At 52.0% G+C, this 13,954-nt stretch carries 15 protein-coding genes; 12 read left to right on the top strand and 3 right to left on the bottom strand.

Going from position 1 to position 13,954, the window contains the following annotated elements; translation table 11 throughout:
- Positions 1–108 precede the first annotated feature (108 nt).
- From ELY38_RS09300 to ELY38_RS09315, 4 genes are all read left to right on the top strand, one after another.
- Positions 109–477: a DUF3703 domain-containing protein gene (locus ELY38_RS09300; protein ID WP_127061602.1), complete on the top strand. Its 369-nt coding sequence runs from the start codon at positions 109–111 to the stop codon at positions 475–477.
- A 160-nt stretch (positions 478–637) separates the two neighbouring features.
- The gene (locus tag ELY38_RS09305; protein WP_127061604.1) at positions 638–1,546 is read left to right on the top strand and encodes an NAD(P)/FAD-dependent oxidoreductase; all 909 of its coding nucleotides are present in this window, start codon (positions 638–640) and stop codon (positions 1,544–1,546) included.
- A gap of 97 nt (positions 1,547–1,643) precedes the next feature.
- Positions 1,644–2,564 (top strand): DUF389 domain-containing protein, encoded by a 921-nt coding sequence (locus ELY38_RS09310; protein ID WP_127061607.1) that lies wholly within the window; start codon positions 1,644–1,646, stop codon positions 2,562–2,564.
- Between the two features lie 325 nt (positions 2,565–2,889).
- Positions 2,890–3,909, top strand: coding sequence for an SDR family oxidoreductase (locus ELY38_RS09315; RefSeq protein ID WP_127061613.1), 1,020 nt, complete (start codon positions 2,890–2,892; stop codon positions 3,907–3,909).
- Between the two features lie 116 nt (positions 3,910–4,025).
- On the opposite strand, the gene ELY38_RS09320 is transcribed toward ELY38_RS09315, so the two are convergent.
- Positions 4,026–4,781, bottom strand: coding sequence for a phosphatase PAP2 family protein (locus ELY38_RS09320; RefSeq protein ID WP_127061615.1), 756 nt, complete (start codon positions 4,779–4,781; stop codon positions 4,026–4,028).
- 210 nt (positions 4,782–4,991) lie between these two features.
- On the opposite strand from ELY38_RS09320, the gene ELY38_RS19055 reads away from it, so the two are divergent.
- From ELY38_RS19055 to ELY38_RS09335, 5 genes are all read left to right on the top strand, one after another.
- Complete coding sequence (locus ELY38_RS19055; RefSeq protein ID WP_185858954.1) at positions 4,992–5,150, top strand: hypothetical protein; 159 nt, start codon at positions 4,992–4,994, stop codon at positions 5,148–5,150.
- A gap of 49 nt (positions 5,151–5,199) precedes the next feature.
- A complete protein-coding gene (locus ELY38_RS19060) occupies positions 5,200–5,337 on the top strand; it encodes a hypothetical protein (protein ID WP_185858955.1) in 138 nt (45 codons plus the stop codon).
- Positions 5,338–6,019: 682 nt separating this feature from the next.
- Positions 6,020–6,097 carry a YHYH domain-containing protein gene (locus tag ELY38_RS19680; protein WP_127061952.1) on the top strand — a complete coding sequence of 26 codons (78 nt, stop codon included), beginning with the start codon at positions 6,020–6,022 and terminating at the stop codon, positions 6,095–6,097.
- Between the two features lie 335 nt (positions 6,098–6,432).
- A complete protein-coding gene (locus tag ELY38_RS09330) occupies positions 6,433–7,179 on the top strand; it encodes a S1 family peptidase (protein WP_127061617.1) in 747 nt (248 codons plus the stop codon).
- Positions 7,180–7,427: 248 nt separating this feature from the next.
- Positions 7,428–7,955, top strand: coding sequence for an SLATT domain-containing protein (locus ELY38_RS09335; RefSeq protein WP_127061619.1), 528 nt, complete (start codon positions 7,428–7,430; stop codon positions 7,953–7,955).
- 170 nt (positions 7,956–8,125) lie between these two features.
- On the opposite strand, the gene ELY38_RS09340 is transcribed toward ELY38_RS09335, so the two are convergent.
- The gene (locus tag ELY38_RS09340; protein ID WP_246009109.1) at positions 8,126–9,994 is read right to left on the bottom strand and encodes a putative bifunctional diguanylate cyclase/phosphodiesterase; all 1,869 of its coding nucleotides are present in this window, start codon (positions 9,992–9,994) and stop codon (positions 8,126–8,128) included.
- Between the two features lie 263 nt (positions 9,995–10,257).
- On the opposite strand from ELY38_RS09340, the gene ELY38_RS09345 reads away from it, so the two are divergent.
- Both ELY38_RS09345 and ELY38_RS19385 read left to right on the top strand, forming a co-directional pair.
- Positions 10,258–11,052 carry a 2OG-Fe dioxygenase family protein gene (locus ELY38_RS09345; RefSeq protein ID WP_127061621.1) on the top strand — a complete coding sequence of 265 codons (795 nt, stop codon included), beginning with the start codon at positions 10,258–10,260 and terminating at the stop codon, positions 11,050–11,052.
- 470 nt (positions 11,053–11,522) lie between these two features.
- Complete coding sequence (locus tag ELY38_RS19385; RefSeq protein ID WP_246009121.1) at positions 11,523–11,771, top strand: group II intron maturase-specific domain-containing protein; 249 nt, start codon at positions 11,523–11,525, stop codon at positions 11,769–11,771.
- Here the strand turns inward: ELY38_RS19385 and ELY38_RS09355 are convergent.
- A complete protein-coding gene (locus ELY38_RS09355) occupies positions 11,730–12,245 on the bottom strand; it encodes a tyrosine-type recombinase/integrase (protein WP_246009110.1) in 516 nt (171 codons plus the stop codon). The two genes, ELY38_RS19385 and ELY38_RS09355, sit on opposite strands and share 42 nt — an antisense overlap.
- Positions 12,246–12,778: 533 nt before the next feature.
- Between ELY38_RS09355 and ELY38_RS09360 the strand changes: the two genes are divergently transcribed.
- Positions 12,779–13,885: a GGDEF domain-containing protein gene (locus tag ELY38_RS09360; protein WP_246009111.1), complete on the top strand. Its 1,107-nt coding sequence runs from the start codon at positions 12,779–12,781 to the stop codon at positions 13,883–13,885.
- Positions 13,886–13,954 lie beyond the last annotated feature (69 nt).

The following is a 13,954-nucleotide window of genomic DNA, read 5'->3' on the forward strand; positions in this document are numbered from 1 at the left end:
TGAAAAAATACTGGTAGGTTGCATTTGTTGGGCAATGGTGTCTGTCGCGTTCATCCAATCATAGGGCGGGCAGTCTAATACCTGTTATACCCCTACGAAGAGGCCTTTATGCAACGCAGTTTTTCACAGCGAATAGCTCCCTACGTTGAGGCCGAGTTGGCGAATGCCACGTGGGCAAGATCAATTGGTAATATTCAGCAAGAATTTTTTTATTTGGAGCGGGCTCACGTCATTGGGCAGGAATCGACGTACTGGCATGTAAAGGTCCATGTATTGATGCTGCTCTGGGCCTCACGTAATAACTCGCTCAAAGAAATATTAGGTCAGGTTTTCCGAATTGTAGGCGCTGCGACTAAAACAGCATTTGGATTAGTGCCACAAGGTAATACGGGTGGCGCCAATGTCAGCCCGTTCAAGAAAATGCCAATTTCGCCGGAGTTGGCCACTTTGATTGAAAAGGCCAAGTCTAGTGTATAACCAGGCTCGTCACACGGACGCCCTTTACTACGCCGCACCGTTTTGTAAAGGCATCGGTGCGCTCTGCGTTAAATTAGAACCACCTAAAACACCGCTTCTGAGAGACTACCGGACTGGTCTTAAATGGATTTTGGCTTCATCGCATACAGGGAAAACTGAAATGGAAGAGTCTGCCACGTTAGATTGCGTGATCATCGGTGCTGGCCCCGCTGGGTTGGCTGCTGGTATCAATCTACAGCGTTTCCTGCGAGACATTCGCATTATCGATGCAGGGGCCAGTCGTGCCACGCTTATTCCTCGCACCTTCAACTATCCCGGCTTCGGAGAAGGCATTAGTGGTAATGCCCTGTTGGAGCAGCTCAGGGCGCAGCTGCAGGCAAACGGAGGGTGGGTGATGCCTGGGCGGGTAGCGCGAATTGAGCGCACCGAAGATGACCTGTTCAACGTCGTGACCGAATCGGAAATACTCCGATCACGGACGGTACTGCTTGCCACGGGTGTAGTTGATGTCGATCCTGAGATCGAAGGCTTCCAGGCAGTAAAGCAGGAGGGGCTGATTCACTATTGTCCCATCTGTGATGGCTTTGAATTCACCAACGAGCGTATCGGAGTGATCGCCCGAGAAGAGCATGGCGTTGACGAAGCTATATTCATCAAGCGATTTAGCGCCGACTTAACGCTGATCGACATCGAAGACGGTGCTTATCTGAATAAAGTGTCGATGGAGCGGCTGGCACACTCGGACATTGCACTAGTGCAGGGAAAAGTAAGCGCTATGTACACCGATGAAAGCAAACGCATCCACTTGCGCATGGATGACGGCACAGAGCATTCGTTCGCAGCGATTTATTGCGCGCTAGGTACCGAAGTGCGCAGTGAACTAGGTACGAATATGGGGGCGTTGAGAAATCCACAGGGGTATCTTGTGGTGAATCCACACATGCAAACTGGAATTGAAGGATTGTACGCCGCAGGCGATATAACCAATCATCTGAGTCAGATTACCGTGGCCACCGGGCAGGCCTCTATTGCTGCTACCGCTATTCATAATCGGCTTCAGGGTCGCTGAGTTCGTTGTAGCCCTAGACGAATGCGTGCCAAGCAAGAGTGGCGAGTTTAAAGGGGATACCTATACTCCAAGAGTATTGATATCACAGGAGGCAGGGATGCCACGTACCATTGAAGTCAGCGCTCCAACGAAAACCATCGACGCTATCCTTGAGCGGATCGAGCTAGTGCAGGGTGTCGTGAGTATATCCTTGCAAAAGGGCGCTTCCCTGTCTCCGCCTGGGGACGTACTGACCATTCAAGCCACGGACGAGGCAACCCGTTTACTATTGGGCACACTGACGGATCTCAACGCCTCGGTGGACGGAACGATCAGTCTGAGCGAACCCACCAGTCTGCTCTCTTCAGAACATCAGCGGCTGATCAATAAAGAGTCGAATGAAACGATCTGGGACGACATGGCTTTCCTTCTGCGCAGGGATACCAACCTGTCGGTCAATTACCTCATGCTAATGGCGCTGGCTGGGGCGATTACAGCAGCAGGCCTATGGTCCGATACGCTACACCTTATTGTGGGATCCATGATCATTGCTCCGGCTTTTGAACCCCTGCTACGGCTACCGCTAGGTCTGATCACGCGCGCCAAGGAACTAATCCCCAGCGGTTTGATTTCGACGGGTGCCGGTTATCTCGCGCTAGCCATGGGGGCAGCGTTTGCCACAATGATACTCATGCTCTGGGAATCTGGAGAGAAGCCGGGCCTAGCCGATCAGCAATGGATTAATTACTGGACTTCGCTGAGTTTTTCCGGGGTGCTTATCTCCTGCTTCGGTGCAATCGCTGGGCCCATTATCGTCACTGCCCAGCGCTCGGTAATGACGGTGGGGGTGATGATTACGCTCGCCCTGATTCCAAGCATGGGAATAGTGGGTATGGGGTTGGTTATTGGCGATTTAGCTCTAGCTGGGCAAGGCTTTATGCGGTGGTGCGTGGATGCCGCTCTTGTAACGACCATGAGTGCGATAGTGTTCGGGCTCAAAAAACGTTTTCTACACTATCGTCTGCACGCTTTGAGTTAATGGTCAAACGGGCACAGCCTCACAGTTTGGCCTCTACGTATAAAGAAAGTCACTCTTTATTAACTTAAAAACATGGGGCTATGTTAGCCATCGACCAGGCAGCGGCTAATATCACCACCTACCTGAGGTTCGAATGTAGTAACGGATATGCCTAAAGTTGATAGCTGCGTTCCACTTCTTTCGCACTGAAGAGAGACTCATGCCCATTGCGCCACAGCATTTTGCAATTCTTGCAGAGCTACTATCCTGAGAGAACGGTTCGAATTGGCAATCAGGTTTCATCAGCCCCTTCCCGAAAACCGCATATACAAGCAAGGAGCGCGAAATGGCACTGCATTTGAAAGGCTTGGAAAACCAGACAGTGATCATCACAGGCGCAACCACGGGCATCGGTCTGGCAACTGCGCGCATGGCCGCCGAGCATGGCGCACGCCTGGTCCTGGCAGCACGTGACGAGAATACATTGCGCAAGCTCTGTGACGAAATCAACCTCGCCGGTGGCGAGGCCGTCCACGTCGCGGTGGATGTCGGCGATAAAGCGCAAGTTCAAAGGATAACGCAAACCGCCATTGATACTTTTGGCGGCTTCGATACTTGGATCAATAATGCCGGTGTATCCCTTTTCGGCAACCTGCTCGATATCGACGAGCAAGATTACCACCGCCTCTTCGACACGACTTACTGGGGCGTTGTGTACGGTTCGCTGGAGGCGGCACGTCACCTGGGCAAGCGCCGAGACGGCTACGCCGGTGCGATTATCAACCTTGGCTCGGTCGCCTCGGATCAAGCCATCCCCTATCAGGGCATGTATTCAGCCGCCAAGCATGCCGTCAAGGGCTTCACCGACGCCCTGCGCATGGAACTCGAACATGTCGGCGCGCCCATTTCGGTCACGTTGATCAAGCCGGCTACCATCGCCACGCCTTTCCCCGAACACGCCGGCAACGTCATGGACACGGAGCCGACCTTGCCACCACCCCTTTACGAACCCCGCATCGTCGCGCGCAGCATCCTTTACTGCGCCGAGCATCCCCGCCGTGACATGTACGTCGGTGGCGGCGGACGGCTCATGGCCGCGCTGGGACACTGCGCACCACGGTTGATGGACAAGATCATGTCGGCGAAGATCATCGAACAGCAGCAGACCAACAAGCCGGAGCATCGCCGCCACTTTGCGCTGCAAGAACCGGCTACCGATATGCGCGAACGCGCTCCATACTCCCGCCACGTTGCCAAGACTAGCCTGTACACCAATGCCTCGATGCACCCGGTACTGACCACGACCGTACTGGCCGGCGCATTGATCGGTATCGTTGCCCTGGCCGAGCGGCGCTCGAAGAACTGACGCCTGATAGCGCTTCGCTCATAATGTAGCGCTACTCAAGCAGGAAATGACGCTGCATAGCCTGCAGGTGGTTGGGCAACACGTATTAGTGTTGCCCAGCCTCTGCTTAAGCTAGGTTATTCGGTGCCCGACCAGCTCTCTTCTGACTCTACCTGCCCGCGCCGCTGCATCCAGCGCATCACTATCCAGCACAGCGCTGCCCAGCTCGCCCCGGCCGTCCAGCCCGCAAGTACATCGGTCGGCCAATGGACACCGAGATAGACGCGGCTCATGCCCACTAGCAGCGTCAGCAATATCGCCAGTATCAGAAGGTAAGCCTTCAGCCTCAGCGCGGGCTGTACGCGGATGAGCAGCGCGGCCAGGGTGAGGTAGGTCACGGCAGACATCATGGAGTGACCGCTGGGAAAGCTCGCCGTATAGACCATGGCTTCATGAGGCACGAGGTCCGGGCGAGGGCGGTCAAAGCCCATCTTCATCACCGTGCTGAGCAGTATGCCTCCAGGCACCGCAATCGAGGCAAAGAGTGCCGCGCGATAGCGTCTGGCGAGTAACAGGTAACCCAGAGCGCCCAACATGATAAGTACCAGTACGCCGACACCGCCAAGCGCGGTAAAGTCCCGCCCCATTTCCTCGACCCAGCCTGGCCCGATCGGGTCGCTAAGATCGGCGGGGTTGCGAAGGGCGAGCAGCAGGCTCTCATCGATGCTCTGGGTACCACCCTCGATGACCTCATCAGCCAGCGCGATGAACCCCCAAATTCCACCTGAAAGTACCGCAATGCCTAGCAGCGTTGCTAGTTCTTGGCGGCCGAGCCGAGCCAGTATGGAAAGGCTTTGGCGCCCAACGCGTCCAATTTTTTCATGGTGTTTCATTTGCAACTCCTTTGCTTTGATACGTCACGCGCAATGTCGATTTAGCAGGTCCTGTTGTGACGATGTTATCAAGCAGCACGGAAAACCGCTTACTGCCTCACAGAATAGAGATTCCGACGCCAACAAACGGCGACCCTGCCATCCCCTAATAAATGCTTACGGATGAATACAGGCCAAAGCTAAGACTAATGCTGCTTCAACAGAGTATCCATGACAAAACCGAACAGCGAACCACTGTTGAAAGCATTCTTTATCAAGACAACGGCCGGCAAACTGATAGCTGCTTTCCGTGCACTCACGGATGATCTTGATGTTGAGTGGCTATTCATCGATGGTTTCTATGTCAAGGCGCACCATGATTTCCTGTAAATCATGCGCGAGCAAATGTAGCTGGCACACCTTGAAGTAAGGCAGGTGATTGGTAGGTAAGCCAATTCGGAAAAGTGAAGAAGAGCTGAGCGTGATTCGCGAAACCGGTCAACTGCTCGCCTCAGTGATTAGCTACCGCGACACATTAGTTGTGCCGGGTACTTTCACCATGCGGATCAATGATTAGCGCCGAGCGCTATATCGTGATGAGTTAAAAGCTCCCGGCCAGTAAAGACAGTTCGATTATCAGTATGTGCTCAACGCGCCCATGTATCCTGTGGGGTGCCATGGCATTTCATCGAAGAAGCAAACAGTGGCATGCCGTTGGCTACTGACTGGCAGCGACTGGAATACCTGAAGGTAATAACACGAATATGCAAACGCCCCTTTACCGGGGCTTTTTGTGCCTGCTGTAAGAAAATGCTTTCAAAACCTGTCAGTGATTTCCTACATAAATAATCTATTCCGATTACTACGCTGTAGGTGTGACGCTAGGATCGCCGTTAAATAGTATGACGGACGCGTCACGACATGGATGTGATTTGTAAAGAGAAGGGAATCAGAAAGGCCAAGGAAGGCGTCTCAATATTTTTGCTCAAGCCAGCTCAACCACTTTGTCGTATGCCGCATATCGTTGGTTTCGGTGTATTGCTGCCTGAATATCTGCGATGCGCGCAGGCATATGATCGTCTACGATGGCTGGCCATGCGTTAATCTAAACGCGGAAGGTCTCAGCATTTAGCACTGATGCAACCTCTAACGCGCACTCGCCGTTATCTATAGAACGAGCGCAGGTGCACAAGAAGTGAGTGAAAAGGGCGACAGGCAGCTATAAGCTTTCAGCGTCCACTGCTGCATATAGCGGTGATGTGGTATCGCACAGCGGTGGTACCGATAAGAATGGTTGCCATCGGGACACTAAAGCTGGCACGCGTCACTGCCACTAAATGTTTTGCAACGCCATAAACATCGCCTTAGGCATGCCGCACGCGTTGCACTTAACTTCCATCTTGGAATACTGGCATCTTAAGAATGTGCGAAATCCCGATTGTCCGAAAACGACCCAAAGCGGCCCTCCCGGCGAAAGCGGCATGCTGATTCAGCCGTGTTATGCAGCCGGCACGATAATCTATGTTACGCTGCCTATTTATACTTAATTTCTTTTAATTTAAATGGGATAGATCGTGAATGAAAGGCGGCATAACCTGAATGAACGCGCCGTCGGGTTCATTCAGGTTATGTAGAAGGATGTATAATCACTGTTATGTTTTAAGGAAGTATCGTGAGCAACTTCAGACACTTATTTCAAACCTATAAATACTCAATGGTTCGAATTACTGTGAGGACAGAAGCAGGTGACTTGAGTAATGGGTCAGCGTTTCATATTGGTGATGGATGGCTTGCTACGGCAGCGCATGTTATCAATGACGGTGAAATCGAAGAGATAGTTTCAGAATATTGCGGCCAGAATCTGGAGATAGAAAAAGTCATTTGTCACAGCGATGAAAAAATTGATTTAGCAATAATAAAAACCAACTTGGACCTTTCCCACTACCTTATTAAAACAACCATTGTGGGCTCACCCGAAGGGTTTGAGCAAACTGATCATATAGAGATTGGTGGACATCTAGATGACTGGATTGGTGATGAATTGGTGCTCTCTAAGGTTTTACTGATGGGGTTCCCTCCTATTCCCTTTTCTAATAGACCGGTTTTACTCGCATCGGAGGGTGAGGTAAATGCAGTTGTGGATAAGTATAATGGCCCACACCCTCACTTCATAATATCTAACATGGGCCGAGGTGGTTATAGTGGAGGGCCAGTAATAAGCGAATATGGTTTTTTACTAGGCGTACTTACTGAGTCCTTAGTTATGAATAATCAATCAGAAGAACTAGGCTACTCATCAGCATTGTCAATTGAGCCATTATTGGTTCTGCTACAAGAAAACGGGGTTTATCCCGGTAAGAACAAAGAAACAATCGAGGTCCTACTTGAAGGGGCAGACCATTGGAATGATAAAACATAACAAGCGCATGTTGCCGGACTGGTTTTCCACTGCGCTCCAAACCAGCCGCAAATGCGGGCGTTATATCAGCATTGCCTCAACGTCCGCTTCTGGCCGAATGGTGAAATTTAGGCTATTTTGATAAATGGAATCGACGGCACACGACCCACCGCGGCCTTCCCAAAAAATTCCTAATAACCATTGTATATTTCCCACGAATCGAGTCGAGCACGCCGCCTAATAAGCCGTTAGACAGATGGAGATGGGGCATGGAAAATAAAAATACTGTTTTAGAAGAGCTTGAAAGGATTGAGATGAATTCTGCAACATGCAAATTCGCTCATTTCAAATCATCTAATTCAAAAGAAAGTCTAACCCTAATTCTAGGCATCCCAGTAGTTGTGATAAATGTTTTTATTAGTTCAACGTTTATTGATTCATTTGGCGATTATTCAACTGCAATAATTTCACTGTTATCACTATTAGCAGCCACTTTGGCAGGTGTTCAGACTTATTTAAGTTATCAGAAAAAATCGACTCTTCATATTGAAGTGGGCAATATGTATTCAGAGATAGAAAGAGAATGTCGGGTGGCAAAAGGTAAATATCAAGCAAGTGTATTGAGTGACGAGTTAGCTTGGGAGGTTATAACTAAATTAGAATTAAAATACAGTGAAGCTAATAAAAAAGCGCAGGAGTGCCCATTATCAGAATCAGCATTAATCCAAGGTAGAAAAAAATTCTCAACTTTGTGTATGGCAAATAAGGCGGACGACTCAGGTGATGCTGTTTCTTGAGGTATTTTATTCTGGATTAATTGGGTTTACATGAACGTCTCCTTTTGGCCGATAACGGCGATTCAGCCAGAGCCACAGGGTCAGTCCCAGCTATCAAGGGGCATCGGGGTCGTTCACAAGGTCTCAGGGTATGGCAACCCCGGGGATTGTACGTCAAATCACGACGAGGCTCAGCTAGACAGCCCTTCGTGACCAGGCACGAAACCGCCCAGCAGGCGGTCGATTTCCTTGGCAGGCATCGGACGGTAGAAGAAGAACCCCTGGACGAGGTCGCAATGCATTTCGCGAAGCAATGACAACTGTTCGGCGTTCTCGACGCCCTCGGCCACCACCTCCAATCCCAACCGATGACCGATGAAGATGGCACCCTCCATGATGGCCCTATCCTTCGGCTGTGTGGGAGCGTCGCGGATGAAGGATCGATCGATCTTCAGGGCGGTGACTGGAAAGTGCTTGAGATAGCTCAGGGAGGAATAGCCGGTCCCGAAGTCGTCGATAGCAATGCGAAAACCGCGATGATAGAAGCGCCGCAGGTCCTCGAGGACGGTCTCTTCGGCTTCGATCAGGACATTCTCGGTCAATTCGATGCCGATATCCCGCGGGCCTAAGCCGTGACGCTGCAGCGACTCCTCGAAGCTCTTGAGGGCATCGGGACGCACCAGTTGACGACCCGAGACATTGATGTCGATGCGGTGTTCGTGAAATCCCTTGGCACGCCATTCCACCTGCTGGCGGCAAGCCTCTTCGATGACCCAGTCGCCCAGACGATGGATCACACCGGAACGCTCGGCCAGCGGGATAAACTCGGCAGGCGAGATCGGAGGGCCCTCGGCAGGCTCCCAGCGTATCAAGGCCTCAAGATGCTCTATTCGCCCACTGGCCGCCGAGACTAGGGGCTGGTAGTGGAGGGAGAATTCACCGTTATCCAGGGCTTCCTCGAGTCGCGCCGAGAGATAGTGCTGGCGAACCAGCTCATCATGGAGCTTCTGTTGGAAGAAACGTACAGCACCCCGACCATCCAGTTTGGCACGATTCTTGGCAACATCGGCATTACGGATCAATTCACGTGACGATTCACCATTCTCGGGAAAGAGCGCCACACCCAGGCAGGCCGTGACCTGACGCTCCCGACCATCCAGGACGAAAGGTTCCCGAAAGACATTCTGGACATGATGAACGACCCGTCTGACATCGGGGGCCAAGTGGACATCGGGAAAGGCCAGCACGAATTCATCGCTAGAGACACGGGACACCAGATCAGTGACTTGCTGGCACTCTCTTAGTCGCCGTGTCAGCTCAATGAGCAGGCGATCGCCCTGATCATAGCCAAGGGCATCATTGATCTCGACGAAGTGATCGATGTCCAGGTAGATGGTTACCAGGCCATTGCCCTGGCGTCGACAGGAATCCAACAGACTGTCCAAGTCGACCTCGAAGGTCTGGCGGTTAGGGAGATGGGTGAGCCTGTCGAAACGGGTGGCGAATTCCAGGTCACGGTGGGCGCGCTTTTGGTCGGAAAGATCGACATCCACGCAGAACATCAAGGGGGAGTCGGTATGCTCATTGAGCATCAGATGCTGCGAAAAGACCGATACCAGTTCACCGGTTTTGTGCTTGAGCTCGAGTTCATCGGCGGGCATATCGACCCCTTCCTTGATCCAGGCACAATGCGCCTGGATCACCCCGTCACGCATGAAGGCAGGGATGATCAGATCTTCCAGTAACTGTCCCTGGGCTTCCTCAGCGGTATAGCCATAGAGACGAGTGCTACCCTCATTCCAGTAAACCACTCGCCGATCGCGATCATACCCCTGAACCGCCACCTTCGGCAGGCTCTCCAGCAGGGCGCGGAATCGCTGCTCACTCTCCAGATACTGGCGGCGTACTAACTCTACTTCTTCTTTGCCGGCATCATGCGAATCGATGCCATCAGTGGAAGGTGTCTTTGACACCTTCAATACGAGCGCACCGGAAAACTCCCTGCGGTTCTCCTTCAGGCGTTCCGGATCTCTGTGATGTCGGGAATCGCTGGCAGTCATGGGATCCACTTAAAGATAAAACACTGTCAAGAGCCTTATAATGGCAACAATAAGGATTTTATTGTGATTATCCTACATCTATTTGTAGGAGATAACCTACACATATACGCCATCAACGGTCTGGTCCTGTTTTCAAAAAAACACTCTTTTTCAGTACATTTCTTTGACATACCTTTGCAACTCTTTTCATTTCTCTCCTGTTGACCGCGTTCTTACACCGGCAACACAAGGCAATTCCACCCAGTTGACAGGAGAATACCATCATGAAACTCGATACCCTCAAGCACGGTTTCGACCTCACCTCCATGCCTGCCGATTCACTCGTCGATTATTGGAATCCGGGAGTGACCGAGGCGCTCATGCATCAGGATTGGGCGAAAACCGATATTCGGGAGCGAGTCGATCTGACCGCCTGGCAGGGGTTTACCGCTGACCTGCCGCGCGATCCCTATGTTAACCAGCGATGGAAGCGGATGTCATGGCTCGCCCTGAATGATCAGGGAGATGTCGAGGATATGGGCCAATGCCCCATGGCCCAGGGGGGAGCCTTCAACGACGCGGAAAGCATGGCGGATCGTCTGCGGTACTATGATCCGCTGACTCGGGAATTCATGGCACGCCCCGATGTGAAGGCCTTCGTTCGCGCCTGGGCAAAGCTGTGGAGTATCGGTGCGCACGAACCCATTCTGATGCAGATCACCGGGGTTCGAGGGGAAGGTAGCATCGACCCCCTTCAGGGTCAGGGGATTCATGCCGATGGCTGCAAGGCCCTGAGCATTCTGGTCCTCAATCGAGAAAACGTGGCAGGAGGTGAAAACCACCTCTACGCAGACAAGGCTGGCACGCAACCCTTGGTCGATATCACCCTCGATCCGGGTGATATCCTTCACCTGAGCGATGACCGGCTATTCCACAGTGTCGACGGGATCGAACAGCTCGACAGCGAGGCACCCTTCGAGCGGTTCATTATCATCATCAACAGCCGCTTCGTGGACGACTTCCAGAACCGGATATTGCGTCGCCACTTCCCGGAAGCGGTCCTCAATGAGAGCGACTAACACTCTCGGTAAATTGAGAACCTAGCAATACCAACGCCCCCGGAACTCCGGGGGCGTCTTGGTTGTGCGCCAGACATGGCGCTGTTCCTGAGGGTGATGCTGGGGGTGAAAGTCCCCTGCACGCCCGGCAAGGGGAAGTGCTAGCCAACGACAAGGGTGTCTCCCGCGAGTAGGCGATGACGTCTTGAGGATCGATCATGAAGACAGACCCTGGCGCTAATACCGTCACTCACCCAGAGGGGCAGGGGCAATACCCTGAGCCCCGGTCGGTGAGCGTCGAGACGGTCCCGGCGTCGTCATCGAGGACGAAAGCCGAGCCTGCCCCGTCAGCCCGCTGCTGGCCAATATCCTGCAGGACGACGAGGACAAGGAACTGGAGTGCCGGGGCCACCGCTTCTGCCGCTGCGCCGATAACGTGCAGGTGTACGTCAGGAGTCGGCGAGCGCGTGATGGCCCGCCTGCAACACCTTATGCAGCGTGTCCGCGAGATCCTCAAGGGTGGCAGAGGGCGCAACTTCCGACGAGTGCTCGAAGAACTGGTTCCGGTTCTGCGTGGCTGGGCCAGCTACTTCAGCCTCGTGGATGTGAAACGTTCCCTGGAAGTACTGGGCGGCTGGGCCCGGCCACCGCAGCGCTCCGCATTATATCAGTGTCGCCTAAAAGACCGCTCTTGGCCGCTATCTGAAGAAATACCATTCGGTCGTTTTCTTTACGCATGAAGATTGCCCCTCCAGAACCTCCAGAACCTCCAGAACCTCCAGAACCTTTCCAGCTTTGTGTGACCCAGGAGCAGTTGTACTGCCCTTAAGTTTTTCGTACGTCGGTATATCAGCGAAGCTTTTGTACGACGCATCTAGACCTATTTCGGTAACCCAAGATTTGACAATACGGGCATATTGGCGCGTTGAGAGATGCTTTGCGCTATTGATTCGGCTGGGAAACAAGAAGTCTTCGCTTCGGAGCTGAGCAAGCTGTATCCAGTCGATAATAGCGATACGAGTTTGCTCAGTAATTTCGAACTGGACAGGTCGATGTGTCTTTTGCTGCATCACAATGGCTCGTGGGGATATACACGTACCATGGGCTATATCCCGTATTCGTAAATTGACGAGGTCGCAGCCCCGTAATTTGCTATCAATGGCTAAATTGAAGAGGGCGAGGTCTCTCGTCTTTTTGGCAAGCTGTAGGCGCACACGTATGGCCCAGATATCGCGTAAACGCAGAGGTGCCTTCTGCCTAATCTATTTTCGTTTATTCTAAGGTATAAAGGAGATTTCAGTCGAAACGTTCATGGCATGATCCTCCATCGGGTAGAGGCCAAAGAATGGCTCAATTCACGCTCGTCATGTAATAAGGCTAATTTACGGTCAATGTGTGACCTATAGCAGACAATCATAAAATGGATGCACGAGGGCCGCGTACTTCCGCCCCCTCAGTCTGATCAGTATCTACTGCGGAATCTGGCATTGCCTTCAGCGATCTGGAGCTCCAAAGTGCTAAAGAGATAACGAATAAAAACGTACAATGTGGTGGATTACCCAAGAGTCTCTTCTTCAGCCAAGGTTACACTGAGAGGCTTCGTTGACGAAATACATAAAAACGCCGATTCACACAGAGGTTTGAGGCCTTGTCATCAATAGAAAAGCAGTATCAAGTACATTGGCTGACGGGTCAGCTCAGTGATGCTAGTAGGGAAACAATGTATCGAAGGTCCATCGAGGCGAGGGTGCGATTTGAATCCTTGCTTTCGTTGGTTCTGGCGGCCTTGATCTTTGGCATGTTTGCCATTTCGGACTTTTACCTCTTAGGCTTAACTAGAGAATATTATCTATTAATCACCATGCGCATCGTGGTGGTTAGTCTCTGCCTTCTCTTAGCGTTCATTATTGCCCGCTGGGGTGGCTATTCCCACAAGGCCTGGTTGCATGCTATGCCGCTCTGGATATTTGCGACGGGCATCATTTTGATTGTTCCTTTACGCCCCGAAAGCCTCTCTACGCAAGTAACGGCGGTGGTAGTAGCTATCATGGCTTTCTATCTCCTAATCCCAAATTTGCTAACAGTGGTAACGTTCGCCAGCTTCTATTTAAGCACCGGCTTTCTGGTATCTGCGGTACTGTTTGCTGAGATTGCACCGGTGGAGACGCTTCGCCTAGCGTTGTTGTTGGTTATGACCAATGTAGTGGGCTTTTGTACCTTACTGCGTTTAGAGGGCTTGCAGCGCAAGCAATTTTCTCTTCTACACGAAGAGCGTGATCGAAATCACCAACTGCTCAAGGAGATAGCCCATCGAAAATCGCTGGAAGAACAGCTGCGCATGGTCGCTGAGCGGGATGCTCTGACGGGACTAAATAGTCGGAGCCATTTCATGAAGCGTGCCGAGGCACTATTGCAGAGTTCGCGATTGGAAAAGGCGCCGTTCTGCCTATTAATGATTGATGTGGATCATTTCAAGAGTATTAACGATACCTGGGGCCACAGTCATGGAGACTGGGTTCTGACCGAAATCTCTGAGGTTTGTACACTCTCTCTTCGTCCTAAGGATGTGATAGGCCGTTTCGGTGGTGAGGAGTTCGTGGTTGCTCTGCCTGACACCGGCCTTGGCGACGCTCTAATCGTGGCGGAGCGCTTAAGGACGAAGGTCTCCGAGCTGCCGATAAAGGAAGAAATGAGTGAGTTGTGTCTAAGCGTGACCATCGGTATCGCTATAGCACACAGTGAAGATGTCGACTTAAAGGCCTTGATCATGCGAGCAGACCAGGCGCTTTACGTTGGCAAGCGAGATGGCAGGAACCGGGTAGTGATGTGTCGCAAAGGGATGGATGATGGATAAACAGGAGAAAAATTTGGCTTCTATCTATTAGTGTCCGCTCATGGCCGTTACAGAGCCTCGGCCTGTTTA

Source organism: Vreelandella nanhaiensis (genome assembly GCF_003990185.1).
In the GTDB taxonomy this organism is placed as follows: Bacteria; Pseudomonadota; Gammaproteobacteria; order Pseudomonadales; family Halomonadaceae; genus Vreelandella; species Vreelandella nanhaiensis.